Below are 25,258 nucleotides of genomic sequence, written 5' to 3'. Positions count from 1 at the left end.
CCACCAAGCGGCCTGCGCCGGCGCGGGTGGCGCGGAGGCCCCCACCTGTGCCGGAGCACCCGCACCCGCGGACCGCCCGGCGCAGGCCGCTTGGTGGCGCGAGTGCTTTCTCGAGGCGCTCGACGCGGTGTTTGACGATGAGCTCCGCCGCGGCATCACACTGGTGGGGCCGCATCGCGACGAGATCCGCTTTACCGTCGACGGGCGCGATGCCCGTGCGTTCGCCTCGCAGGGGCAGCAGCGCTCGCTTGTGCTTGCGTGGAAGGTCGCCGAGGTGGCCGTCACGCGCGACATCTTGGGCCACCCGCCGCTCCTTTTACTCGACGACGTTATGAGCGAGCTCGACGCCGAGCGGCGCGAGGCGTTCATGCGCGGGATCGAGGGCGAGGTCCAGACCGTCATCACCACCACCAACCTCGGGTACTTCTCGGACGCTATACTTAGCCGTGCCCGTGTGGTGACGATAGAGAAAGACGCGGCGATGCACTGACGTGTTTTGACCCCGTCCCCAAACCAAGCAGCCAGGGAGGTGCGCATGGAGCTGAACGCCTATCTAGACGACGAGCGCCGGCGCATTCTGGGTGCCGCGAGCGCAGAGCGCCGCGAGCAGATGACGCGCGCCGAGCAGTCGCGCACCGTCTATCGCGCCTGGAACGCCGTCTGCGGCGGCACGCGCGAGGGCGCGCACGTGACGGGCCTGCGCTACCTGCCCGATTCCAACGAGCTCCTCGTCTATCTCGATGCGCCCTCGTGGACGCAGGAGATGTCGATGCTGCGCGAGATCATCCGGGCCCGCATGGAGCGCGAGGGGGTCTCGCTCGCCGGCTTCAAGTTTCGCACCACCAAACCGGGCCATGTAAAGAGCCATGTGTCCCGGCAGCCCTCCTCGGGGTCTCAGGCAAACGGCGCCGCGCGCTCTCAGGCCGCCGCCCCGGGTGCCGCGCGCCCTGCCGCCGCCTCCCCCGCTCGGGCGCCGCTTTCTGCTGAGGAGGACGCCGCCCTCGACGCCGCTGTCTCACCAATCTCTGACCAAAAACTGGCGGCAGCGCTCAAAAAGGCCATGAAAGCCAGTCTTGAGTGGAAAAAGGCTAACCAATAGCTAATCGGGTCCTGACGGCAATCTGGTGGCCTTGTAGAGCCTTGTCTACGGTCTCTAGAGACCCATTCTAATCAGGTATCATAGATAAGCTTGAACGCGTATCGGTTCGACGAGATATCCGGCAGGGTATCCGATAGGAGAAAACGTGGCTAAATCGAACGATTACGGCGCGAGCGACATTAAGATCCTCGAGGGTCTCGAGGCAGTTCGCAAGCGCCCCGGCATGTACATCGGCTCCACGAGCTCGAGCGGTCTGCATCATCTGGTTTGGGAGATCGTCGACAACTCCGTCGACGAGGCCATGGCCGGCTTCTGCTCCAAGATCGAGGTCACGGTGCATGCCGACAACTCCATCACGGTGGTCGACAACGGCCGCGGCATCCCGGTCGCCAAGCACCCCGTCAAGAAGATTCCCACCCTCGAGGTGGTTATGACCGTGCTCCACGCGGGCGGCAAGTTCGATAACAACGCTTACAAGGTCTCCGGCGGCCTGCACGGCGTGGGCGTCTCGGTGGTAAACGCCCTCTCCAAGAAGATGAACGTGCAGGTCAAGCGCGACGGGCACATCTATGAGATGGAGTTCTCGCGCGGCAAGACCACGCAGAAGATGAAGAAGATCGGCGACTCCAAGGCCACGGGCACCACGACGACGTTCTGGCCGGACGACGAGATCTTTGAGACGACCGTCTACGACTACGAGATCCTGCGCAACCGCCTGCAGGAGACGGCGTTTTTGAATCGCAACCTCAAGATCGTGCTGCGCGACGAGCGCGAGCTCGCCCCGCGCGTGGACGAGTTCTGCTACGAGGGCGGTATCGTCGACTTCGTCAAATTCCTCAACGAGGGCAAAGAGATCCCCGACGGTCTCAAGCGCCCCATCTATCTCTCGGGCAAGAGCGAGCCGGACGCGCCGACGGAGCGCGCCGGCGAGGTCGAGGTGGCGCTCCAATGGAACACCTCGTACTCCGAGAACGTGATGAGCTTCGCGAACGACATCTACACCCCCGAGGGCGGCATGCATCTCGAGGGCTTCCGCACGGCGCTCACCCGTGTCATCAACGACTACGCGCGCAAGCAGAACATGCTGAAGGAGAAGGACGCCAACCTCACGGGCGACGACGTGCGCGAGGGTCTGGCCGCCGTCATCTCTGTCAAGCTGGCCGACCCGCAGTTTGAGGGTCAGACCAAGGCTAAGCTCGGCAGCTCCTTCATGCGCACGCTCACGCTCAAGGTGGTGACCGACGGTCTCACCGACTACCTTGAGGAGCACCCCAAGGCCGGTCGCGAGATCGTCAAGAAGGCGCAGCAGGCGTCGAAGGCGCGCAACGCCGCCCGCAAGGCGCGCGAGGCCACGCGCCGCAAGTCGCTGCTCGAGACCGCATCGCTGCCCGGCAAGCTCGCCGACTGCTCGGTGCGCGACGCCGAGATGACCGAGCTCTTCATCGTGGAGGGCGACTCCGCAGGCGGCTCGGCCAAAGACGGGCGCCGCCGCGATATCCAGGCGATTCTGCCGCTGCGCGGCAAGATTCTGAACGTCGAGCGCGTGGGCGACCACCGTGCGTTCTCGTCCGATACCATCCAGTCGCTCATCACCGCCATCGGCTGCGGCGTGACCACGAGCTCGGGCGAGGGCGGCGACTTTGACATCACCAAGGCGCGTTACCACAAGATCATCATCATGACCGACGCCGACGTCGACGGCGCGCACATCCGCATCCTGCTCCTCACGTTCTTCTACAAGTACATGCGCCCGCTCATCGATGCCGGCTACGTGTACGTCGCCTGCCCGCCGATCTTTGGCATCAAGGTGCGCAACAAGATCCACTACGTCTACCCCAACGGCCGCCAGCCGGAAGAGGAGATCCTGCGCGACACCATCAAGAGCCTCGGCCTTAACCCGGATGAGGGCGATTCGGACGAGGCTGCGGGCGGCAAAGTCACCAAGAAGCGCCGCGGCTACACCGTCCAGCGCTACAAGGGCTTGGGCGAGATGGACCCCAAGCAGCTCGCCTCGACCACCATGGACCCCAAGACCCGCATCCTGCAGCGCGTGACCATCGACGATGCCATCACCGCCGACCGCGCCGTGCGCGAGCTGATGGGCAACCAGGTGGAGTACCGCCGCGAGTACATCGAGAAGCATGCGCACGACGCGCGCTTCCTGGACGCGTAAAGGAGCTTACGTGGCAGACGATATGAAGAACGCGCCCGAGTCGGGCGAGGGGCTTTCCGACGACCTCAAGCGCCTGCTCGCGCGCGCCGAGGCCGCTGACGAGGGCACCGATGTCTACGTCGAGGGCGACGATGACGAGGACGAGGAGGCCGACGACGGCGAGCTCGAGGAGAGCTTTGGCACGGTCGACCGCGGCGAGTCCGCCGGCGAGGACATCAACGGCGGCCAGCTCCAGATCTCGGAGTTTGGTCACGAGATGCGCCAGAGCTTTATCGAGTATTCGATGTCGGTCATTACGGCGCGCGCCCTGCCGGACGTGCGCGACGGCCTGAAGCCGGTGCACCGCCGCATCCTGTACGCGATGAACGAGTCGGGTATCTACCCCAACCGTCCGCACAAGAAGTCCGCGTGGACCGTCGGTGAGGTTATCGGTAAGTACCATCCGCACGGTGACTCGGCCGTGTACGACACGATGGTGCGTCTCGCGCAGTGGTTCTCCATGCGCACGCCGCTCATCGACGGCCACGGCAACTTTGGCAACATCGATGGCGACGGCGCCGCGGCCATGCGCTACACCGAGAGCCGCCTCGCGCGCCCCGCGATGGAGCTCCTGCGCGACCTCCAGAAGGACACCGTCGACTGGCAGCCCAACTACGACGAGTCGCTCGCCGAGCCGCAGGTGCTGCCGGCGCGCTTCCCCAACCTGCTCGTCAACGGTTCCTCGGGCATCGCGGTCGGCATGGCGACGAACATTCCGCCCCATAACCTGAACGAGGCTATCGAGGCGACCTGCCTGCTCATCGACAACCCCGACGCCACGGTGGACGAGCTCATGCAGGTCATGCCCGGCCCGGACTTCCCCACGGGCGCCGTCATCATGGGTACGGACGGCATCCGCCAGGCCTACGAGACCGGCCGCGGCTCCATCACCGTGCGCGCCAAGGCGCATGTGGAGTCCACCAAGACCGGTCGCAACCGCCTCGTGTTTACCGAGATCCCCTACCAGGTGAACAAGGGCACCCTGCAGGAGAAGATCGCCCAGCTCGTCAACGAGAAGCGCATCGAGGGCATCTCGGACATGCGCGACGAGTCGACCCAGAAGGGCATCCGCCTCGTCATCGAGCTCAAGAAGGGTGTCATTCCGCAGGTCGTGCTCAACAACCTGTACAAGTTCACCTCGCTCCAGTCGACGTTTGGCGTGAACAACCTCGCGCTGGTGGGCGGCGTGCCCAAGTGTCTGTCGCTGCCGGAGATGCTGCGCCACTACATCGATCATCAGGTCGACGTGGTGACCCGCCGCACCCGCTACGACCTCAAGAAGGCGCAGGCCCGCGCGCACATCCTCGAGGGCTACCTGCTCGCGCTCGACCACATCGACGAGGTCATCTCGATCATCCGATCCTCGCAGACCGACACCGAGGCGAGCGAGCGCCTTATCGCGCGCTTTGGCTTCACGCCCGAGCAGACGAGCGCGATCCTCGAGATGCGCCTCCGCCGCCTGACGGGCCTCGAGCGCAACAAGATCGAGGAGGAGCTTGCCGGGCTGCGCCAGGCCATCGCCTACTACGAGGACCTGCTTGCGCACGAGGAGAAGATCCTCGGCGTCATCAAGGACGAGATGCGCGAGATCGCCAAGAAGTACGGCGACAAGCGCCGCACCGAGATCAGCCAGGCTGAGAAGGACCTCGACGTGGAGGACCTCATCGCCGACGAGGACATGGTCGTGACCATCACCCACACCGGCTACGTGAAGCGCATCCCGGTGGCGGCTTATCGCGCGCAGAAGCGCGGCGGTAAGGGCGTGAGCGGCGTCAACCTCAAGGAAGACGACGTTATCAGCGAAATGTTTATCGCCTCGACCCATGAGTACGTGCTCTTCTTCTCCAATAAGGGCAAGGTCTATCGCCTGAAGGTGCATGAGCTCCCCGTGGGCACGCGCCAGGCCCGCGGCACGGCAATCGTGAACCTCCTGCCCTTTGAGGACGGGGAGAAGATCGCGAGCGTGATCAGCTGCCGCGAGTTCCCCGATGACGAGTACCTGCTCTTCGCCACCAAGAGCGGCATGGTCAAGAAGACCGTCATGAGCGCGTACGACCGCAGCCGCCGCGACGGCATCATCGCCATCAACCTCAAGGCGGGCGACGCCCTGCTCGACGTGCGCCGCGTGCGCGAGGGCGACCGCGTCATCATGGCGACGACCGAGGGCAAGGCCATCATGTTCGAGGAGGACCAGGTCCGCGCGACCGGTCGCGACACCTCGGGCGTGCTCGGTATCCGCATGAAGGGTGACGCGCAGGTGCTCGGCATGGAGATCTCCAACGGGCGCGGCGACCTCTTTGTCATCACGGAGAAGGGCTTTGGCAAGCGCACCCCGGTGGCGGACTATCCGCTGCAGAACCGTGGCGGCCAGGGCGTGTACACCATCCAGATGACGGAGCGCAAGGGCAAGCTCGCCGCCATGAAGACGGTGGGTCCGCAGCACGAGCTCTTTATCATCACGGAGAACGCGACCGTCATCCGCGTGAAGACGGATGAGATCAGTCAGACCGGCCGCGCGACGCAGGGCGTGAAGATGATGAGCGTCGCCGACGGCGACCGCGTGACGGCGGTGGCGCGCATGACGAGCGCCAAGAAGAAGCCCAAGGCGCCGGCCGTTATGGAGGGCCAGGAGGCGCTCGACTTCGGTGCGGGCGCGGACGCCTCGGGAGACACCGACGATCACATCGACATCGGTGCCGGCGACGCAGGGATCGAGGATCTGCTCGAGGAGTAGGCCTGAACCTCGCGTAACCGTGAAATCATTGCGAAGGGGAGCCTGCGGGCTCCCCTTTGTCTTACACGCCGTCCATCGCGCCCGCTGGCGGCGCCATATTGGCGGCAAGGTGGATATAAATAACCCCCTATGGACAAAAACGGCAGCGAAATAATAAGTAACACCCTACCCGCGACGGCGACCGCGCCCAAAAAGCCATCCTTGGCGCGTCCGCCTGCCCCCGTTAGCGCTCATTTATGTCTAAATGGAGCCTGATTGAGACCTCAGGCGGTCCAAGGTGAGGCTCTTTTGCTCTGGCAGGCAGCCGTACCAAGGGGTGATTTATTATTTCACGGCTGTCTTTGTCCATAGGGGGTTAATTAATTGCGTCTGATGAGGCTTGAATTGCAAAACCTCCCGCCGCCTTGAGGCGACGGGAGGTCGTGATGCCGCTATATCACGTACGCTCTCTAGAAGTCGTCCGGTGACAGCGTCTGGACAAACTGGTCGAACTGCTCGAGCTCGTCTTCGGTGCTCTCGCGCTCGGTGCGGAGAGACAGGGTGCCCGCGCGGTTCATGACGTCATCCTCAACGTAGATGGGAGCGTTGGCCCGCACGGCGAGGGCGAGCGCATCGCTGGGCCGGGCATCGACTATCGTCTCGCTGGTCGTCCCGTCGCTGGCAGACGTGGCGAGCACCACGCGCGCATAGAACACCGGCGCGTCGACGCGGTTTACCTCGACGCGCTCGACTTTGACACCAAGCTTGGTGAGCGTGTCGAAGAACAGGTCATGTGTGATGGGTCGCGAGCCCTGACCGTGGTCGATGCCGCGGCTGATAGCCGCCGCCTCGAATGATCCCGTCTGGATGGAGAGTGAACGCTGCGGCGCGCCCAAGCCGGCGCCCGCGGCACGCTCGCGGAGCACGATGAGCGACGGTACCGGACCCGAGGCCATGATGATGGTCTCGATATCAACGCGAATCATATGGCACCTCCCGTGTACCCGTGTTGCATGTATGAAAATCGCAGCTCAAAGTCTTAATTGCTGCGCTCATCACGGCGCCGGCGATCGCCGCGCGCGTGAATCGATACGCTATGATACCCAAAACCCCGCGGTGTGGCTCATACGCACGATGTTTTCATGGGTGCGCATATCTTTCTCCGGTGCTTTCTCGGGGCGGCCCGCTCCGTTCACCACCCTCACGCCCACGTCCGGCGAATCGCCGGCATGAGCCGCCGTGGTGCGGGGTAGGCTCAGCGATAACGTATGTGTTCGTGCGCGCACGGTGCGCGGACCAGATAATCGGACCGCAGTCCCACCAGCGCTCCCACCTTTGGCAATCGCGCCGTGCGCCCAACCGAAGGAGGTTGCCATGGGTGCGCCCGAGACCGCCAAAGTGAGGAACGTCGTCTTGGTTGGCCAGGGAGGAGTAGGAAAGACCTCCCTGGCAGAAGCGATGCTGCACCTTTCAGGCAAAACGGCCCGCTTGGGCGGGCATGCGGGCACCAAGCCCACGCTCGACTACGACGCCGAGGAGGTCAAGCGCGGGGTCTCGATCTCGACCTCCATCGCGCCCATCGATTGGAAGGGCGCGCGCTTGAATGTCCTCGACGCCCCCTGCTATCCTGACTTCATCGGCGACGCCTACGCGGCCATGGCCGTATGCGAGACGGCGCTCTTTGTGGTGGATGCCGCCGAGGGCCCGCAGCCCACAACCGTAAAGCTCTGGTACGCGGCCGAGGACCTGCGCCTCGCCCGCGCCGTCTTTATCAACCGCATCGACAAGGAGAACGCCGATTACGAGACCACCATGGCGACCCTGCGCGAGCGCTTTGGCATGCGCCTCGGCGCCGTTACGCTGCCGTGGGGCACGGGCGAGAACTTTGAGGGCGTTATCGACATCGTTCGCATGAAGGCCCGTCACTGCGAGGGTGCGAAGCAGGAGGAGTTTGATATTCCCGCTGAGTACCAGGCAGAGGCCGAGGCGGCCCGCGAGACGCTGTGCGAGCTCGTGGCCGAGGCGGACGATGATCTGATGGAGAAGTACCTCGAGGGCGAGCCGCTCACTCAAGAAGAGGTCGAGGGGCTTTTGGGCAAGGCCATCGCCCAGCGCCTGTTTGTGCCGGTGTTCGTGGGTTCCTGCACGAAGGAGCTCGGCGTCCACTCCGTGATGGACGACATCGTCACGTATTTCCCCGCGCCGACCGATTACGGCGAGATGCCGCTGGTCGACGGCGACACGCTCAAGATCAGCTCCGATGACGAGCGTCCCGTCGCCTTTGTCTTCAAGACGCTGAATGACCCGCAGCAGGGCCGCATCTCGTTTATCAAGGTTTTGACCGGCACCCTCACCCCCGGTCTCGAGCTCATCAACGCGCGCACCCGCAAGGGCGAGCGCCTGGCCCATCTCTACGTGATGTGCGGCCGAGAGATGACCGAGGTCGGTCGCGCCGAGGCGGGCGACATCATCGTCACCACCAAGATTGCCGCCGATACCGGCGACACGCTCTCGGTCACCGGCAAGGTCGAGGCCGCGGCGTTCCAGTTCCCCAACAGCCAGTACCGCATCGCCATCGAGGCGGAGAACCGCGGCGACGAGGAGAAGCTCTACACGTTTGTCGAGCGCGCCTGCGAGGCGGATCCCACGATGAAGATCCAGCGCGATGAGGAGACGGGCCAGACCATCATCTCCGCGGTGGGCGAGGCGCAGGTGAGCGTGCTGCTCAACCGCTTGGAGGAGCGTACGAAGGTCGTCGCCAAGAGCGTGCCCATCAAGATTCCGTATCGTGAGACCATCCGCCGCGTGGCGAGCGCGCAGGGCCGCCATAAGAAGCAGACGGGCGGCGCCGGACAGTTTGGCGATTGCTATCTGCGCGTCGAGCCGTTGACCGACGGGCGCGATTACGAGTTTGTCGACGAAGTCGTGGGCGGACACATCCCTCGCGCCCTCATCCCCGCCGTCGACAAGGGCGTGCAGGAGACCATGAAGGGCGGCGTGATCGCCGGCTTCCCGCTCACGGGCATTCGCGTGGCGGTGTACGACGGTTCGTATCATCCCGTTGACTCCAACGAGATGGCGTTCCGCACTGCGGCGCGTATCGGCCTGCAGAAGGCCTGCGCCGAGGCGAGCCCCGTGGTGCTCGAGCCGATGGAGAACATCACGGTCACCATTCCGGAGAGCTACGCCGGTGCGGTGATGGGCGACGTGTCGGCCTCTCGCGGTCGCGTGACCGGTATGGACACGGACGCGCGCGGCAACACCGTCGTGACGGCGACGGTGCCGTACGCCGAGCTGACCGACTACGCCACGCGCCTGCGTTCGCTCACGCGTGGCACGGGCGACTTCCAGATGGAGCCTGCGGGCTACGAGCAGGTGCCGCACGACGTGCAGGAGCGCTTGGTGAAGGAGTATCAGGAGGCGCGCGCTGCCGGTAACAAGTAAGCGCTGCCAGGGGTGCGGACCCTCGGGCGTCCGCACCCGCATCGCGCGGGAAGATAGGGGCGCCGTGAAACCGTCTGCGGTTTCACGGCGCCCCTTCGCATCATAATGTTGAGCCGAGATCGGGGGTTGGCGCGCGTATCAGGGCCGGGCGTTCATGCTGCCGCGCCGATAGGGGCGCGCGTGCGGAGAGACGCTCGCGATGCCGTGCTCTTGCGCGAGCGCGCGGAGCTGTGCAAGCACATCGCCGCGCAGCTGCGGCTGACCTTCGTGCGGGCTAGCGCCGTCGGCGGCGGTGCCGCGAGCGACCGCGATGAGCGCGAGGTCTTGGGGAGACCCCTCGATGCGAAGCCCGCCTTCCGCGATGCGCGCCCGCACTTGGGTGCAGCCGAGCTCGTGCAGATAATCCTCGCACGCCCGTGCGGCGTCGAGTTTTGCGGGCGTGAGCGGCTCACCCGTCGCCACGCGGGTAGCGAGGCAGGCGCCAGCGGGTAGGTTCCAGACGGGGAAGCCCCAGTCGCGCAGCATCTCCCGTTCCTCGGCCTTTGTCCAAGCGGTCTCCATAAGCGGGGAGCGCACGCCGAGCTCACGCAGCGCCCGCGTGCCGGGGCGGTCGATTGCAGCCGCGTCGTCGGCATTGCTCCCGTCTAGAACGCAGGCGATGCCGCGCTCCCGTGCGGCTTGCGCAATGCGCGAGAATCCGGCCCGTTTGCAGTGGTAGCAGCGCTCGGGACCATTGGCGCGCACGTCTTCTTGGATAAAGGGGTCAAAGGGGATGGCGAGTACGGGCAGTCCGAGCGTGTCGACGAGACCTTGGAATGAGGCTCGCTCGGGTGTGCCCACAAACGGCGAATCGAGGTGGACGAGCAGGGTCTGGTCGGGTATCGCGCGGGCGCAGACGGCGGCTAAAAACGTGCTGTCCACTCCGCCGGAAAACCCGAGCGCCACGGGTGCAAGTGCACGAAGCCGCTCCTCGAGCGCGGCGAGCTTGGAGATGGGACTGGAGCTGGTCACGGGTTCCTCCCGGTGATGGTTTTGCCCTGACAGGCACGTTGAAGACCTGCCGAAGCTGCGTACATTCTGTCACAATACCCCTGTCGGACGATTGATAGACAACGGCGCCCGCGCACGAGAAGGGAACGCTCATGGCCAAGGCTTTCGACGCCATCATTTTCGATATGGACGGCACGCTCGTCGACACGGAGCGGCTGGGTTTCAAGGGATGGGATCTTGCGGCCGCCGAGCTCGGCGCTGACGTCCCCCGCGCGCTGGCGGAGAGCTTTGTGGGTCACAACGAGCCGGCAGTTCTGGCGATGCTGACCGAGGCTCTGGGCGATGCCGACCTCGCGCGCCGCGTGTTTGATCTGCATTGGGTCAAGCGTCGCGAGCTCGCCGAGACGGAGCTCGATGCCAAGCCGGGCGCGTTCGACGCCGTGCACGAGCTCAAGCGGGAGGGCTATCGCCTTGCGGTGGCCTCATCTTCCTCGCGCGAGATGATTGAGCTCAACCTCTCGCGCGCCGGCATGCTCGACGCCTTCGACATCATCACGGGCGGCACCGAGGTCGAGAACGGAAAGCCCGCACCGGATATCTTCCTGCTCGCCGCTCAAAAGCTGGGTGCCGAGCCGGCTCGTTGCGCCGTGGTGGAGGACTCGCCCAACGGGGTGCGCGCCGGCGCCGCGGCGGGTATGACGGTGTACCTCGTGCCGGACACCATCGCCCCCACGCCCGAGATCACCTCCCTCGCCCGCACCGTGCTCACCACGCTCGCCGAGCTCCCGGCGGCCGTCGCCGAAGCGTAAGAGAGCGCTCGTGAGCTCATATCTCAACAACGTATGGGTGGCGACGCTGCTCTTCCCCTTTATCGCCGCGGCGCTCTCGCTCCCGTACGCCATCTATCAGTATCGGCGCTTTGGGAGCATCTCCGCGTGGAAGACGTTTCTCGTCTTCTCGTTCATCTTCTACCTTCTCTGCGCCTACTTCATGGTCATCCTGCCCCTGCCGGCCGATCGCAGCGCCTACTATCCCAGCGCGGCCACGCCGCAGCTCAATCCGTTCTACGCGTTGGAAATCATGTGGCCCGCGCTCGAGCGCCTGAGCCTTACGTCTCCGGCATCGTGGTGGGCGTTCCTCAGAAACCCCTCGGTATACACCACGCTTTTCAATGTGCTGCTCACCCTGCCGCTCGGCGTCTACGTGCGCTACCTGTTTGAACGCCCGTGGTGGCAGGCGCTGCTGGCCGGCTTCGCGCTATCGCTCTTCTTCGAGGTCTCGCAGGTGACGGGGCTCTTTGGCATTTATGCGCACCCGTATCGGCTGTTCGACGTGGACGACCTCATCACCAACACCCTGGGCGCGTTCATAGGATCGGTGGTGGCGCTGCCGCTCTGCCGCTTCCTGCCGCACATGGACGACGTGGAGGAGCGCGCCATCGAGCGCGGGGCGGCGCACACGTCGTTCTCGCGCCGATTGGTTGCCTTTGCGGTCGATATGGCGGTTACCGCGGTCGTGCTCGCTGTCTTGCGGCTTGCCTTTCCCGCCGCCGACGATACCGCCGCGGGTCACATCGGCCTGTTGATAGGGGCTACCGGCATCTCGTTTATGCTGGTGCCGCTTCTCACGCGCGGCCAGACCGTCGGCCACCGCGCCGTGGGCCTGCGTGTGGTGCGCCCCGACGGCACGACGGCGCCCGGCATCTCCTATATCGTGCGCTACGGCCTTCTGTTCTGGGTGTTCTTGCTTCTGCCCTCATGGGTCGCGGCGCTGTTCCCCGCCGCTGGCAGCCCTGTGCTGCATCTGGGCGACGAGGTGTCCATCAGCTCCGCCGGCATCTCCGCGGTGCTGTTCTCGGTGTACGTCACCTGGATGGTGACGATTGCGGTGCGCGCCGTGCGCTCGGCCTTTAAGCATCCGTTCGTCATGCTCAACGGCATCATCTCAAATACGCGCATCATGTCCGTTGCACAGGCGGACCGTTTCCGCACGGCGCGCCATGAGGAGACGCTCGCGGAGGAGCTCCATGAGCTCGATATCGATCCCTTGGGTACCGATCTGGATGACGCCTTCGACAGCTCGTTTGATACGACGAGTGCCGATGAGGGCGTCGACTTTGACCCGGAGGAGCAGGGCCGCATCTAGCGCGCCGCCGTTTCCCGGTTTCGCGGCCCAAAGAATCTATTGCCGGACCGTGTTTAGAGATACACGCCCAAGTTGAGCTCGGGGATGAGCGCGGTTTGGGTGCCGAGGGGCGTTACGGTACCCGTGCCTCCGGTGCTCTCGCGTGCAAGGAGAAACGGCCGTACCAGCTCGTGGTGGGTGAGGGGTTCGTGCTCTTCTGTCAGAGACGCGCGCGGCAGCGGGGCGGCGGAGCGCGGCATAGTGGTCCGCACCTGCCGTATGCTCGCCCGCTCTTCGGCGCGCTTGAGCTCGATAGCTTCCACCACGAGCTGCACGGCTTTGCGTCCCACCTCATAGCCCGTGGGCGCGCTTGTGGTAAGCGAGACGGCGCCGCCCCACGCAAGCGGGTTTCCGCCGCAGCCTGCGACCATCAGGTCATCGGGTACGGTGAGCCCCGCTGCCATAATGCCCGCTATGGCGCCCGCACCGAGCTCGTCGGTCAGGGCGAGCAGCGCGTCCGGCCGTTCGTCGGCGCGCCGGCGGGCGATCTGGTGACCCAGGCTGTACCCGTCGCCCGAGACGTCGCCCTCACCGGCATCCAGCACCTCGAGGGCGATGTCCGGTCGCGCCGCGAAGGCGTCGCGCGCACCTTCTAGGCGCAGGCGGAGCGTCTGGTTGGCCGCGTGGCCCACGATCGCCACCCGCTCCGCGTGCCGGGTGATGAGGTGCGCGGCGACGATGCGCCCCTGCGCGCGGTGGTCGGCCGTGACAAACAACCCCGGCTCGTCGCTGTGGACGCCCACGTACACCGTGGGGGCAAATGTGTGCGGATACGGCTGCCAGCGCTCGATCTCGGCGGGCTGCACCAGCACGCCTGCTACCTGCGTTCCCATAAAGTAGTCGAGGTAGTGGCGCTCGAGATCGCGCTTGTTGCTGCTCGTGGCAATGAGGAGGTCGTATCCGAGTTTGAGAGCCTCGGCATGCGCGCCGTTGGCGACCTGCAGGCTCGTGCCGTGGTTCAGGCGGGGGAGGACGAGGCCGATGGCGGTGTTGCGTCCGCCCGCGAGCAGGCGCGCGCTCTGGTTGGGCGTGTACCCCAGCCGGTCGATGGCCTCTTGGATGAGGCGCCGCGTGTCGGGCCGCACCTTTTCGGGGTGGTTGAGGGCGTTGGAAACGGTTCCGAGCGAGACGCCGGCCTCGCGCGCGACGTCGATAATCTTGACCTTTGCCATGGGTGCTCCTCACCTGTGGTCTTGCGGTCGCATCGCAGCCGGCCCTGCAAAAGGCGGCCGGCGTGCGGTGACGCTATGAGCATACCAAGAATTGAAGCGCTTCAGCAATGTGAAGAAAGCATACTGGTATCGTAAAAGCATGACCAATTATGTCGTATGTGGCGTTTATCAATCGGGGGCTCCCCTACAATAAAAAGCCTGTTCCGCTATACGCGGCACACGGCCGCCGCATCGGGGTAGCCCCCGGTCTCGGCGGGTGCGAACGGATGGACGCAGACGCTAAGGAGCTCTCTCTATGTGCGGTATTGTGGGTTACACCGGCCTTGACCAGGCGAAAGACATTCTGGTGGACGGTCTTAAGCGACTGGAGTACCGCGGGTACGACTCGGCGGGCGTGGCCCTCGAGGCAACGGACGGTGCAGGCGACCCCCGCATCGACGTCGTGCGACGCGTGGGCAAGGTTGCCGGCCTCGAGTCCGAGCTGGTGGGTGTCGACAGCGCTGCAACCTGCGGCATCGGCCACACGCGGTGGGCCACGCACGGGCGGCCGAGCGTGGCAAACGCCCACCCGCACGTAAGCTGCGACGGCCGCATCGCCCTTGTCCACAACGGCATCATCGAGAACTTCGCCGAGTTGCGCGAGGCCCTTGTGCGCCGCGGTCATACGTTTATGAGCGATACCGATACCGAGGTCTTCGCCCATCTCATCGAGGAGGCTTACGACGGCCGCCCCGCCGACGCCGCCACCGGCGAGCCCGCGCGGCCGGGTTGCCATGACCTGATGGGCGCGGTGCGCGAGGCGTGCACGCATGTGGTTGGCGCCTACGGCTTGGCGGTCGTGTGCGCCGACGAGCCCGGTGTCATCGCGGTGGCCCGCAAGGACTCCCCCATCATCATCGGCCGCGGCGAGCGCGGCAGCTATGTGGCATCCGATGTCATCGCCGTCATCGATGCGACGCGCGACGTCGTCGTGCTCGAAGACGGCCAGTTCGCCCGCCTCACGCGCGAGGGCATCACCTATACCGACGCCGAGGGTAACGCCATCGAGCCCGCCGTGACCCACATCGACTGGGACATCGATATGGCGGAAAAGGGCGGCTACCCCGATTTCATGCTGAAGGAGATCTGCGAGCAGCCGCGCGTCGTGCGCGACACGCTCGTGGGCCGTATGACGGGTGGTGAGCTCGACATCGACGAGCTCGGCCTCACCATGGAGGAGCTCAACCTCATCGACCGCGTCTACGTTATCGCGTGCGGAACGAGCTATCACGCCGGGCTTATCGCCAAAAACCTCATCGAGATGTGGGCGCGCATCCCGTGCGAGGTGGAGGCGGCGAGCGAGTTCAGGTATCGCAATCCCATCATCACGCCGTCGACGCTGGTGGTCGCGGTGAGTCAATCCGGCGAGACGGCCGACACGCTCGCCGCCATCCGCGACGCGCGCATCAAGGGCGCCAAGGTGTTTGGCATCACCAACGTGGTGGGTTCGCCGGTTGCGCGCGAGTCCGACGGCGTCATCTACACCAAGGCCAACAAAGAGATCGCCGTTGCCTCTACCAAGAGCTTTATCGGCCAGGTGGTGTCGCTCACGTTGCTCGCCCTGCTGCTCGCGCAGGTCAAGGGCAAGCTGACGACGGGTCAGGTGCGCCTGCTCTTCAGCGAGCTCGGCAACACGGCAGAGCAGATCCAGTGGATTCTGGACACGCAGGAAGAGGCGATTCACGAGGCCGCCCTCGCCTGCAAGGATGCGCACTCGGCGCTCTTTGTGGGGCGCGGTATGGGCGCCGCCATCGCCAACGAGGGCGCCCTCAAGCTCAAAGAGATCAGCTACCTGCATGCGGAGGCATACGCCGCGGGCGAGATGAAGCACGGCCCTATCGCGCTCATCGACCGCGATTTCCCTGTTATCGCCATCGCCACCAAGAGCCCCGTGTACGACAAAACCGTCTCCAACCTCAAGGAGTGCGAGGCACGCGGCGCCAAGATCATCGTGGTGGCAACCGAGGGCGACGAGGACATCCATAAGATCGCCGACCATGTCATCTACATCCCACCGGTGCGCGATGCCTTCAGCGCCATCACGGCTACGGTGCCGCTGCAGCTACTCGCGCGCGAGGTGGCCCTCATGCGCGGGTGCGATGTGGACCAGCCCCGCAATCTCGCCAAGAGCGTGACGGTGGAGTAGGGTACCCGGCCGGTCGCTGGGTCTTGAGATTGCCTGCTCGTTTGATGCGCTGTCTCCGCATGACGGTGGAGAAATGGTGGCACCCCGGCGCGTAAACTGGCCCTTTAGGACCGTCTGCCGCAAGCACGGCGACCCCAGCCGCTGCATGGCCTATGATGGTATGACTAACGCGTTCTTGGCGGTCGAAGGGGAGGGGAGCTATGGCGTCGCAGCAAGAGGCTGCTCGGGCGTGGCGCACAGGTCGCGTCCGCATCTCTCCCGAGGCGATCCATGCGCTTGATGCGTATTGGCGCGCCGCAAACTACCTGTCGGTCGGGCAGATCTATCTGCGGTCCAACCCGCTGCTCCGCCGGCCCCTGACGTTTGATGACGTCAAGCCGCGCCCGGTGGGTCACTGGGGCACCATCCCCGGGCTCAACTTTATCTACGCGCACCTCAACCGGCTGATGGCAGATCACGCCCAGCGAGCGCTGGTGGTGATTGGTCCCGGCCACGGTGGTTCGGCGGGAGCGGTGAGCGCGCTGGTCGATGGCACGTATGCCGAGCGCTACCCCCGCATCACCGATGATGAGGCGGGCATCGCCGAGTTTATGCGTGCCTATGCGGCGCCCGGCGGCATGCCCTCCAACTGCACCGCCGCCATTCCGGGGTCCATCCATACGGGCGGCGAGCTCGGTTACACCCTCAGCCATGCCTTTGGTGCGGCGTTTGACAATCCCGACCAGCTCATCGTCCCCATTGTGGGCGATGGCGAGGCGGAGGAGGGTGCCATCGCCTCGGCGTGGAGCATGTCGCGCATCATGAATCCGGCGACGGACGGCATCGTGCTGCCCGTGGTGCACATGAACGGCTACAAGATCACCACGCCCTCGATGCTCGCGGCCGCCTCGGTGGGCGAGCGTGAGGCGTACTTCCGCGGGCTCGGCTACGACCCGGTGACCTTTACCGTTGGTTTTGACGACGAGGACCCGCTTTCGTTCCATGCCCGCATGGCGGAGCTCATGGAGGACGTCTACGAGCGCATCTGCGTCATCAAAGACGCCGCGCGCGAGGCGGCGGGCGGTCTCATCACCGGCATACCCGCAACGTCGTACGCGCCCTCCTACCCCCTTATCATCTTCCAGTCGCCCAAGGGTTGGACCATGCCCGTGGCACCCGACGGCGCGCCGTTTGGCGATGCCGCGGCCATTCACGAGGTGCCCGTCCGCGTGGGCGCCGACCCCGAGCTCCTGGCGTGGCTCGAGGGCTGGCTGCGCTCGTATCATCCGGAGGAGCTGTTTGACGAGCGCGGTGCGCTGGTAGACGAGGTGCGCTCCGTTATGCCGACGGGCGCGCTGCGCCTCGGCGCCAACCCGATCGCCGACGGCGGGAGCGTGCGCGCCGAGCTCGCATTGCCCGATCCGGCGGATTATGCCTATATCATCACCCCCTCGACGCGCGGCCAGCGCGCAGTGGGCCTCGCCGGCATCTGCGGCGCCTACACGCGCGAGGTCATGCGCGAGAATCCAGACAACTTCCGGCTGTTCAGCCCCGATGAGCTTTCCTCCAACCGGATGGACGCGTCGCTCGAGGTCACCGGCAAGCAATGGAACGCGGGCGGTACCCTGGCCCTCGCGGAGCCGTCCGAACTCGACCTCGTCCCCTCCGGCAAGGTGGTCGAGGTCCTCTCGGAGCATCAGTGCGAGGGTCTGCTCGAGGGGTACGTGCTCACCGGGCGCCATGGCATCTGGGCCACGTACGAGGCGTTTGCGCAGGTGGCGGGCTCCATGGTGGGACAGCACCTCAAATGGCTCTCCGAGTCTGCGGACACCGCGCCGTGGCGCGCCCCGCTCTCGAGCCTCAACATTCTGCTCACGAGCCACGTGTGGCGCCAGGACCACAACGGTTTCAGCCATCAGGACCCTGGATTTGCCGACCTGCTCATCAACAAAGCGGGTCCGCGCGATATCGTGCGCGTCTACTACCCGGTGGACGCCAACATGATGCTCGCGGTCATGCGCCGCTGCTACGCCTCGACCAACTGCGTCAACGGTATCGTGGCGGGCAAGCACGAGAGCCCGGTCTACCTGACGCTTGCAGAGGCGGAGGCCGAGCTCGCGCAAGGCGCCGCGATATGGGAGTGGGCCTCCAACGTTGCTGCGGACGAGCAGCCGGACATCGTGGTGGCAAGCGCGGGCGATGTGGTCACCGTCGAGGCGCTCGCCGCCGCGCGCGCCATGGCGGACGAGGGCCTGCGCGTGCGGTTCGTCAACGTGGTCGACCTGCTGCGGCTCGCCATGCCGGGGGATGCGTTCCGGCCGCTTGCCGAGGATGCGTTTGAGGAGCTCTTCCCGCTCGGCGTGCCGGTGCTCTTCTGCTTCCACGGGTACGAGGGCCAGGTCCTGCGCCTCATCGCACGCCGCCCCGGTGCCGACCGATTCTGTGTGCGGGGCTTCCGCAACCAGGGTTCGACCACCACGCCCTACGGCCTGCTGTACGCGAACGGCATGGACCGCTTTGCCCTTACGGCTTTGGGTCTGCAGCAATGCGGCGTCGAGCGATTCGCCGACGTGTGCCAAACGCTCGTGCGGACGCGCGAGGTGATGTGGAATTACACGGTAGAACATGGGGTCGACCACCCGTCGCTCGGCCTCATGTAGGACGGTCGCGCGCCGGCGCCGTCCGATCTGCCGCATACTGGTGACACTCAGATATAGCGCCAAGCCAGTGCTTCGCGCCCGCGCCCGCGGGTGATCGACTCTACCCGCGCAGGAGGGCGATGAGCTCTGCAGGCGATGTTGCCGCGCGCAGAGCCTCGCCCGTGCGTTCGTTGGCAAAGACCTCCATCACGTGCTGCAACGCGCCGATTTGATCTTCGGCATGCGTAAAGCCAAGCGCCATAACCAGTTCGGCGTCGACGGTGTCGCCTATGCCTCCCATGGGCTCAAACGGTATGGGCGACGCCGGCCGCACCAGCGCGATAAAGGGCCGGATGATGTGCTCGGCGTCCGCATGCGGCAAGGCGATGCCGCAAGAAGCGGTTGCAAGACCGGTGGGGTAGACCTCCTCGCGCGTCGCGACGGCGCCGCGCCATGTGGGAGCAACGAGATCGCGCACCTCAAGCTCGTCGGCAAGGCGTGCAAACAGCTCGTTGGGTGTGGTGCAAGACCATCCCCAAAACGTGAGGTCGGAATCGAAGAGCGTGGTATCGAGCGCCATGGAACCTCCCGGGACAGGATGGAGCTGGTGCTCACGTCTGCGCTTCGGCGCTATGTGATGCACCTGTTAGGGGCATGGTAACAAAACGCCGGTTATGCGAGAATACCGCTTATCTGCACCTGTGCGCAGGCAGGGGCCCGAGCGGTCGTCGCAGAGCCCTCACCTGCCTTTACCTACACTGAGACGCCGTCTGGTCAAGGCGGCGGTCTGAGGGGAATGATCCCATGGCTCTATTCCACAAACATGACAAGGACGATGCGTCCTCTACGACACCCCAGAAATCCGGCACCGTGAAGCGTGCCGCCTCGAGCAAGCTCGCGGGCGATGGCTCGTCTGCTCCCGACGCCAAGGCCACCGGCAAGAAGGATGCCGGCAAGAGGGCCGGTACTGCGGGTCGCAAAACCTCGGGTGAGAAGGCGGACAAGGTTATCGCCCGTGCCGCGCGTCAGGCCAAGGAGGGCGCACCCAGCAAGGCGGCGCGCCGGCGCGAGCACAAAGAGAAGCTCGGCAAGGCGGGAAAGTATGTCCTGGTCGCCATCGGCGTTGCGGCGATGCTGCTCTCCGTTACCGCCATGGCGTGCTCGGGCGTGCTCAACCAGGTGAGCTCCGGTGGTGAGCAGTATCACCTTACCGGTGGCGTTGCCGCCGAGGTCAAGGGCGTTAACATCACCGAGGATACGGTGACCAAGCAGATCATGAGCACGCGTCAGAACGGTGGATACGACACCGACGCCGCATGGGCGACCTATCTCGACGGTCAGGGTCTCACGCCGGAGACGCTGCGCGAGCAGGTTATCGACAGCCTTGCTCGGCAGTATCTCCTCACCCAGGCGGTGAACGAGTACGAGATCACGGTTTCGGACGAAGAGATCGACGACGAGCTCGCCTCGCAGGCCGAGGCCTACGGTATGTCGGCTGATGAGTACGTCTCTCAGATGACCTCCATCGGCTATACCGAGGACACGCTGCGCCAGTCGGTGGCGTCTTCGTTGGAGCAGCAGAAGCTCCGCGAGGAGGTGGCGCCGCTCGAGGACCCCACCGACCAGGAGATCATCGACGACGTCAACGGCCGTCTCGACACGCTGAACGACGCGCGCCGCTCGTCGCACATTCTCATCAAGGTCGACGCGGATGCCGATGAGGCCACGAAGGAAGAGGCGCGCCAGAAGCTCGAGGACCTGCGCGCCCAGATTGAGGCGGGCGACATCTCGTTTGAGGACGCGGCGAAGGAGAACTCCGAGGATTCCTCCGCGTCGGACGGCGGCGACGTTGGCTGGGACAAGCTCACCACCTTCGTGACGGCGTATCAGGACGCCCTCTCGGCGCTGCAGCCCGGCGAGATGAGCGGCGTGGTGGAGTCCGATTACGGCTACCACCTCATCCTCTGCACGGAGCTCTTCCACGTGGATGGTGAGGTGACGTCGATCGACCAGATCCCCGAGGACCTGCGCACGCAGATTTCTGACAGCCTGGCGAGCTCGGCGCAGTCGACCGCGTACAGCGAGTGGCTCGACGGCTACGTTGAAGACGCGGGTGTGACCATCAACCCCATGCCCGAGGACGTTCCCTACAACGTGGATATGTCGCTCGCGGGCACGGAGGACCCGAGCTCCGACAGCGGCGATGCGACCGCAGACGCCGCGACGAACGAGGACAGCGATGCCGCGGCAGAAGACGGCGCGGCGACGAACGAGGAGACGGAGTAGCGATGACAAACGAGGAACTGCACGAGGCCATGGTCGCGGCCATGAAGGCTAAGGACAAGACGCGCCTTTCCATCATCCGCCAGGTGATGGGCGAGGTGAAGAACGTCGAGGTGAACGAGCGCCGCGATGCTACGGAGGAGGACGTGACCAATATGATCCGCCGCCTCATCAAGCAGACGTCGGAGACGTTGGAGATGTCGGAGAAGGCGGGCAACAACCAGGAGCGCACCGATACGCTGCGCGAACAGGTTGAGATTCTGGAGAGCCTGCTGCCGGCGCAGGTCTCGGGCGAGGAGTTGGTGGCGCTGGTGGAGAAGACCATCGCCGAGCTCGGCGCGACTACCAAGAAGGATATGGGCCGGGTGATGGGCGCCCTCAATCAGGCGACCGGTGGCAACCTGGACAAAGCCGCCGCAGCCAAGGAGGTTGGCTCGCGTCTGAGCTAGCAGGTGGGGCTGCGCATTCCCGCTTTGCTTGCGCGTTGTTGGGGCCGCCGCATGTTCGGCGGCCCTTTCTCTTTAGTGCAGGCGCATCGCGGCCGCGGCGCGTCTTGCATGAAGTACATATTTGCTGCAATGAACACGGCCATGAACCCGCATATGTGCTCGCAGAAAACCTGCAGGTAGGAACAGGTACATTTTTGGCTGTAGTGAACCCTACGCTCCCGGTTCGCCCCTCCAGCGCATTTACGGGTTCATGGCAGCCAGAAATGTACGAAGGCTCTGGCAAAATGCCGTCTGGTGAACCCGCGGACGTATGGTGGGTGTGCGCGCCGCGGTGAGAACGGGGCGCGCATTTCGCGAGAGGCCTCAGCTTCATGGCATAGGGAGTTGGTAGAGCAAGAAGCACTCCATCACACTAAAGTGTTTACTTGCCTAATAATTAGGGTATGATTAACGAATCGCTGCGCCCCGTAAGGGGGTGCTTTGATGACGGCTGTGGGTCAGGCGCGTTACCTGTGCGTTGCAGGTAGTGTATCTGGGGTATCGCAGCCGCTTTACTACTCTAGCATGAGTGGTGCGCCGCGCCACCTCGCGCGCACGCGCGCCTCGCGGCGAGCGCCTCAGATAGAAAGGATTGCGCATGGCCGAGATGATCGAGATTCGTGGCCTTAACAAGTATTTCGGTGACCTCCACGTGCTGAAGGACATCGATCTTACCGTCAAGCGTGGCGAGAAGGTCGTTATCATCGGGCCGTCCGGCTCGGGCAAGTCGACCCTCATTCGGTGCGTCGACTTTTTGGAGGAGCCCACCACCGGTGAGGTGTACATCGACGGCAACCTCATGACCAAGAAGAATCACCTCGAGCTCACCCGCAAGTACAGCTCGATGGTGTTCCAGCAGTTCAACCTCTATCCCAACATGACGGTCCTCGGCAACCTCACGCTCGCCCCCATCAAGCTTCAGAAGAAGAGCAAGGAGGAGGCCACCAAGACCGCCATGGAGGCGCTCGAGCGCGTCGGCCTCGCGCAGAAGGCGGGCGAGTACCCGCAGAACCTCTCGGGTGGCCAGCAGCAGCGCGTCGCCATCGCGCGCGCCATGTGCACCAAGCAGCCGATCATCCTCTTTGACGAGCCCACCTCGGCGCTCGACCCCGAGATGATCCAGGAGGTGCTCGACGTCATGATCGAGCTCGCACAGGAGAACATCACCATGATCTGCGTGACGCACGAGATGAACTTCGCCAAGCAGGTGGCCGACCGCGTGATCTTTATGGACGACGGTCAGATCCTGGAGGAGGGCACGCCCGAGCACTTCTTTACCAACCCGCAGAACCCGCGCTGCAAGGACTTCCTCAACAAGATCCTGCACTAGCGCGTCGTTTTGGCCAACCCGCCCGGCCTTGCGCTCGGGCGGCTCGCACGGCGCCCGCGCCCCGGCGCACCCGGTGGGCGCCCGTACCAAAAGGAGGTACCTCTTATGTCTCTGTCCCGTCGTCAGTTCGTGAAGGTTTTCGGTTTCTCCGCCGCCGCTCTCGGCAGCATGGGCGTCCTCGCCGGCTGCTCGGGTGAGGATGCCGGCAACGGCTCCACCTCCAGCGAGTCCAAGGTCGAGGCCATCAAGGCGCGCGGCAAGCTCAACTGCGGCGTTAAGCAGGACGTTGTGGGCTACGGCTACCTCAACACCGAGACCGGTGAGTACGAGGGGCTCGAGATCGACCTGTGCTACCAGCTCGCAGCCGCGGTGCTCGGCACCACGTACGAGGAGGCTAAGGAGCAGGGCCTGTGCGAGTTTACCGCCGTCACGCCCAAGACCCGCGGCCCGCTCATCGACAACGACACCCTCGACGTGGTCGTGGCGACCTACACCATCACCCCCGAGCGCGAGGAGGACTGGGACTTCTCCGAGCCCTACCGCACCGACTCGGTGGGCATCATGGTCATGAAGAACTCGGGCATCGAGTCTATGGCCGACCTCGACGGCAAGATCATCGGCGTGTCGCAGGGCTCCACCACAAAGGACGCCATCCTGCAGATGCTCGAGGACGAGGGTATCGACGCCACGCCGACGTTTAACGAGTACCCCGACTACCCGTCCATCAACTCGGCGCTCGAGAGCGGCAACATCGACGCCTTCGCCATGGACCGCTCCACGCTCAACACCTACATGAACGACCAGAAGGAGCTGGTCGAGCCCGACATCAAGTTTGGCACGCAGGAGTACGGCGTTGCCACCAAGAAGGGCTCCGACCTCTCCGGCGTGGTGGACGAGACGGTGTCCGAGCTGATCGGCAACGGCTGGATGGACGAGGAGATCACCACCTGGCTCGGCGAGAGCGCGTAAGACCAGGTGTTTCTGACGCGTGCGAGGCGGGTGCTGCGCCATCGGTTGCGCCGTACCCGCTTCCCGCTTTGACCGTGCCCAGGGCGGGCGACCGGCACTCGCCAGCCGGTACGCACCGAGGGCGCCGATGCGGCGCTGCCCCGCTCCTCGGGGCGCTTTGGAAAGGAAGGGCTATGCTCGACGGTCTCTTCGACCCTAGACGATGGCAGATCACACTCGCCTCTATGGATAGCTTCTGGCAGGGTTTTGGCTTTACCCTGCAGGTGACGATCGCCGGTCTGGCGATCTCGCTGGTGCTCGGGTGCATCCTGGGCGTCTTCTCGACCACACGCTCGCGCATTCTGCGCGCTATCAGCCGCGTGTACGTCGAGTTCTTCCAGAACACGCCGCTGCCCGTGCAGGTGTTCTTCTACTACATGGCCGGCCCGCGCGTGCTGCAGGCCATCCTCGGCGCGCCAAGCCCGGTGCGCCTGTCGTCGTTTGCCATCGGCGCGCTCGGCGTGGGCCTCTACCACGCGGCCTACATCTCCGAGGTCATCCGCACCGGCATCGAGAGCGTGCCGCGCGGCCAGATGGAGGCGGCGCAGAGCCAGGGCTTTACGCGTGCGCAGGCCTACATGCTCATCATCCTGCCGCAAACCTTCAAGGTCATCCTGCCGCCGCTCTGCAACCAGGCGCTCAACCTGGTCAAGAACACCTCGGTGCTCGCGCTCATCGCCGGCGGCGACCTCATGTACAACGCCGACAACTTCGTCTCGACCTACGGCTACCTCCAGGGCTACATCATGGCCTGCGTGCTGTACTTCATCATTTGCTTCCCGCTGGCGCTGCTGGTGCAGTGGCTCGAGAAGCGCTCCAAGGTGCGCCCGCGCGCCAAGAAGATCCCCGGCATCACCCCCGAGCCCGCGAAGGAGGCGTAACCCATGGCGATCTTTACCCCGGCAAACGTCTCGTTCATCATGGCGGGCTTTCTCAAGACCATCGAGATCTCGGTCCTGGCCATCATCTGCTCGGTTGTGTTCGGCACGGTGCTCGCGCTCATCAAGCAGTACTGCACGGGCAAGCTGAGCATCTTCAAGTGGCTGGTCTCGGCCTATATCGAGCTCTTCCGCTGCACGCCTAACCTGCTGTGGATCCTCTTTATCTACTTTACGGTCAAGGGGTCCGACGTCTTTATCTCGGTGCTGGCGTTTACGCTCTTCACCTCCGCCGTTATGGCCGAGATCGTGCGCGGCGGCCTCAACTCCATCCCCAAGAGCCAGTTTGAGGCGGCCAAGAGCCAGGGCTTTGGCTTCTTTGCGAGCATGCGCTACATCATCTTGCCGCAGACCTTCAAGACGATCATCCCGGCGCTCTTCTCGCAGTGCACGACGGTCATCAAGGACTCCTCGTACCTTGCGGGCATCAACGTGATGGAGTTCATGTTCTCGGCCAAGGTCGTGATGGGTTACACCACCGACCTCAGCCAGGTGCTTCTGCTCTACGGGTTTGTGTTCCTGCTCTACTTTGCGCTGAACTTTGGCATCTCGCTCGTGGTGCGCGCGTATCAGCGGCGCGTGGTCGCGGCGTAG

General features: G+C 64.7%; 18 protein-coding genes and 1 pseudogene. 15 read left to right on the top strand and 4 right to left on the bottom strand.

Features of this window, described 5'->3' with window-relative positions; genetic code table 11:
* The 4 genes and pseudogenes from B5F70_RS04085 to gyrA all read left to right on the top strand — a co-directional run.
* Positions 1-490, top strand: a pseudogene (locus tag B5F70_RS04085) (DNA replication and repair protein RecF); the annotation flags it as partial.
* 45 nt (positions 491-535) lie between these two features.
* Positions 536-1,099 (top strand): DciA family protein, encoded by a 564-nt coding sequence (locus B5F70_RS04080; RefSeq protein WP_241145897.1) that lies wholly within the window; start codon positions 536-538, stop codon positions 1,097-1,099.
* A 145-nt stretch (positions 1,100-1,244) separates the two neighbouring features.
* Positions 1,245-3,272, top strand: a complete 2,028-nt coding sequence (gyrB, locus tag B5F70_RS04075; protein WP_087204276.1) for a DNA topoisomerase (ATP-hydrolyzing) subunit B — start codon at positions 1,245-1,247, stop codon at positions 3,270-3,272.
* A gap of 22 nt (positions 3,273-3,294) precedes the next feature.
* Positions 3,295-6,045, top strand: coding sequence for a DNA gyrase subunit A (gyrA, locus tag B5F70_RS04070; RefSeq protein WP_087204299.1), 2,751 nt, complete (start codon positions 3,295-3,297; stop codon positions 6,043-6,045).
* A 449-nt stretch (positions 6,046-6,494) separates the two neighbouring features.
* Here gyrA and B5F70_RS04065 read toward each other — a convergent pair whose 3' ends face one another.
* The gene (locus B5F70_RS04065; RefSeq protein ID WP_087204275.1) at positions 6,495-7,010 is read right to left on the bottom strand and encodes a bifunctional nuclease family protein; all 516 of its coding nucleotides are present in this window, start codon (positions 7,008-7,010) and stop codon (positions 6,495-6,497) included.
* Positions 7,011-7,398: 388 nt separating this feature from the next.
* On the opposite strand from B5F70_RS04065, the gene B5F70_RS04060 reads away from it, so the two are divergent.
* The gene (locus B5F70_RS04060; RefSeq protein ID WP_087204274.1) at positions 7,399-9,468 is read left to right on the top strand and encodes an elongation factor G; all 2,070 of its coding nucleotides are present in this window, start codon (positions 7,399-7,401) and stop codon (positions 9,466-9,468) included.
* Positions 9,469-9,606: 138 nt separating this feature from the next.
* On the opposite strand, the gene B5F70_RS04055 is transcribed toward B5F70_RS04060, so the two are convergent.
* Positions 9,607-10,479, bottom strand: coding sequence for an ATP-dependent sacrificial sulfur transferase LarE (locus B5F70_RS04055; RefSeq protein WP_143753918.1), 873 nt, complete (start codon positions 10,477-10,479; stop codon positions 9,607-9,609).
* Between the two features lie 131 nt (positions 10,480-10,610).
* Here B5F70_RS04055 and B5F70_RS04050 point away from each other — a divergent pair, with 131 nt between their 5' ends.
* Entirely contained in the window at positions 10,611-11,267 is a 657-nt protein-coding gene (locus tag B5F70_RS04050; protein ID WP_087204273.1) for an HAD family phosphatase, read from the top strand.
* Positions 11,268-11,277: 10 nt separating this feature from the next.
* Complete coding sequence (locus tag B5F70_RS04045; RefSeq protein ID WP_087204272.1) at positions 11,278-12,603, top strand: VanZ family protein; 1,326 nt, start codon at positions 11,278-11,280, stop codon at positions 12,601-12,603.
* A gap of 53 nt (positions 12,604-12,656) precedes the next feature.
* On the opposite strand, the gene B5F70_RS04040 is transcribed toward B5F70_RS04045, so the two are convergent.
* A complete protein-coding gene (locus tag B5F70_RS04040) occupies positions 12,657-13,814 on the bottom strand; it encodes a LacI family DNA-binding transcriptional regulator (RefSeq protein ID WP_087204271.1) in 1,158 nt (385 codons plus the stop codon).
* Between the two features lie 295 nt (positions 13,815-14,109).
* Here B5F70_RS04040 and glmS point away from each other — a divergent pair, with 295 nt between their 5' ends.
* Together glmS and B5F70_RS04030 are read left to right on the top strand one after the other, a co-directional pair.
* Positions 14,110-15,999, top strand: coding sequence for a glutamine--fructose-6-phosphate transaminase (isomerizing) (glmS, locus tag B5F70_RS04035; protein WP_087204270.1), 1,890 nt, complete (start codon positions 14,110-14,112; stop codon positions 15,997-15,999).
* A gap of 200 nt (positions 16,000-16,199) precedes the next feature.
* Entirely contained in the window at positions 16,200-18,638 is a 2,439-nt protein-coding gene (locus tag B5F70_RS04030; RefSeq protein ID WP_087204269.1) for a phosphoketolase family protein, read from the top strand.
* Between the two features lie 100 nt (positions 18,639-18,738).
* Here B5F70_RS04030 and B5F70_RS04025 read toward each other — a convergent pair whose 3' ends face one another.
* The gene (locus B5F70_RS04025) at positions 18,739-19,197 is read right to left on the bottom strand and encodes a PTS sugar transporter subunit IIA (RefSeq protein ID WP_087204268.1); all 459 of its coding nucleotides are present in this window, start codon (positions 19,195-19,197) and stop codon (positions 18,739-18,741) included.
* A gap of 224 nt (positions 19,198-19,421) precedes the next feature.
* Here B5F70_RS04025 and B5F70_RS04020 point away from each other — a divergent pair, with 224 nt between their 5' ends.
* The 6 genes from B5F70_RS04020 to B5F70_RS03995 all read left to right on the top strand — a co-directional run bounded on the left by B5F70_RS04020 (position 19,422) and on the right by B5F70_RS03995 (position 25,258).
* The gene (locus B5F70_RS04020; protein ID WP_087204267.1) at positions 19,422-20,903 is read left to right on the top strand and encodes a peptidylprolyl isomerase; all 1,482 of its coding nucleotides are present in this window, start codon (positions 19,422-19,424) and stop codon (positions 20,901-20,903) included.
* A 2-nt stretch (positions 20,904-20,905) separates the two neighbouring features.
* Complete coding sequence (locus B5F70_RS04015) at positions 20,906-21,349, top strand: GatB/YqeY domain-containing protein (RefSeq protein ID WP_087204266.1); 444 nt, start codon at positions 20,906-20,908, stop codon at positions 21,347-21,349.
* A gap of 637 nt (positions 21,350-21,986) precedes the next feature.
* On the top strand, positions 21,987-22,718 hold the full coding sequence (locus B5F70_RS04010) for an amino acid ABC transporter ATP-binding protein (protein ID WP_087204265.1): 732 nt from the start codon (positions 21,987-21,989) through the stop codon (positions 22,716-22,718).
* 105 nt (positions 22,719-22,823) lie between these two features.
* Entirely contained in the window at positions 22,824-23,687 is an 864-nt protein-coding gene (locus B5F70_RS04005; protein ID WP_087204264.1) for a substrate-binding domain-containing protein, read from the top strand.
* Positions 23,688-23,860: 173 nt separating this feature from the next.
* Positions 23,861-24,607 carry an amino acid ABC transporter permease gene (locus B5F70_RS04000; protein ID WP_087204263.1) on the top strand — a complete coding sequence of 249 codons (747 nt, stop codon included), beginning with the start codon at positions 23,861-23,863 and terminating at the stop codon, positions 24,605-24,607.
* Positions 24,608-24,610: 3 nt separating this feature from the next.
* On the top strand, positions 24,611-25,258 hold the full coding sequence (locus B5F70_RS03995) for an amino acid ABC transporter permease (protein WP_087204262.1): 648 nt from the start codon (positions 24,611-24,613) through the stop codon (positions 25,256-25,258).

The organism is Collinsella sp. An268 (assembly GCF_002159765.1).
Lineage (GTDB): Bacteria > Actinomycetota > Coriobacteriia > Coriobacteriales > Coriobacteriaceae > Coprousia.
The sequence above is the reverse complement of the archived record's forward strand: the minus strand, read 5'-3'. Positions and strand labels throughout refer to the sequence as shown.

Excerpts from the sequence above, each read along its gene's own strand:
- B5F70_RS04010 (WP_087204265.1), top strand. The coding sequence starts at position 21,987 with ATGGCCGAGATGATCGAGATTCGTGGCCTTAACAAGTATTTCGGTGAC.
- B5F70_RS04060 (WP_087204274.1), top strand. The coding sequence starts at position 7,399 with ATGGGTGCGCCCGAGACCGCCAAAGTGAGGAACGTCGTCTTGGTTGGC.
- B5F70_RS04025 (WP_087204268.1), bottom strand. The coding sequence starts at position 19,197 with ATGGCGCTCGATACCACGCTCTTCGATTCCGACCTCACGTTTTGGGGA.
- B5F70_RS04005 (WP_087204264.1), top strand. The coding sequence starts at position 22,824 with ATGTCTCTGTCCCGTCGTCAGTTCGTGAAGGTTTTCGGTTTCTCCGCC.
- B5F70_RS04030 (WP_087204269.1), top strand. The coding sequence starts at position 16,200 with ATGGCGTCGCAGCAAGAGGCTGCTCGGGCGTGGCGCACAGGTCGCGTC.
- B5F70_RS04000 (WP_087204263.1), top strand. The coding sequence starts at position 23,861 with ATGCTCGACGGTCTCTTCGACCCTAGACGATGGCAGATCACACTCGCC.
- B5F70_RS03995 (WP_087204262.1), top strand. The coding sequence starts at position 24,611 with ATGGCGATCTTTACCCCGGCAAACGTCTCGTTCATCATGGCGGGCTTT.
- glmS (WP_087204270.1), top strand. The coding sequence starts at position 14,110 with ATGTGCGGTATTGTGGGTTACACCGGCCTTGACCAGGCGAAAGACATT.
- B5F70_RS04065 (WP_087204275.1), bottom strand. The coding sequence starts at position 7,010 with ATGATTCGCGTTGATATCGAGACCATCATCATGGCCTCGGGTCCGGTA.
- gyrA (WP_087204299.1), top strand. The coding sequence starts at position 3,295 with ATGAAGAACGCGCCCGAGTCGGGCGAGGGGCTTTCCGACGACCTCAAG.
- B5F70_RS04015 (WP_087204266.1), top strand. The coding sequence starts at position 20,906 with ATGACAAACGAGGAACTGCACGAGGCCATGGTCGCGGCCATGAAGGCT.
- B5F70_RS04050 (WP_087204273.1), top strand. The coding sequence starts at position 10,611 with ATGGCCAAGGCTTTCGACGCCATCATTTTCGATATGGACGGCACGCTC.
- B5F70_RS04020 (WP_087204267.1), top strand. The coding sequence starts at position 19,422 with ATGGCTCTATTCCACAAACATGACAAGGACGATGCGTCCTCTACGACA.
- B5F70_RS04040 (WP_087204271.1), bottom strand. The coding sequence starts at position 13,814 with ATGGCAAAGGTCAAGATTATCGACGTCGCGCGCGAGGCCGGCGTCTCG.
- B5F70_RS04080 (WP_241145897.1), top strand. The coding sequence starts at position 536 with ATGGAGCTGAACGCCTATCTAGACGACGAGCGCCGGCGCATTCTGGGT.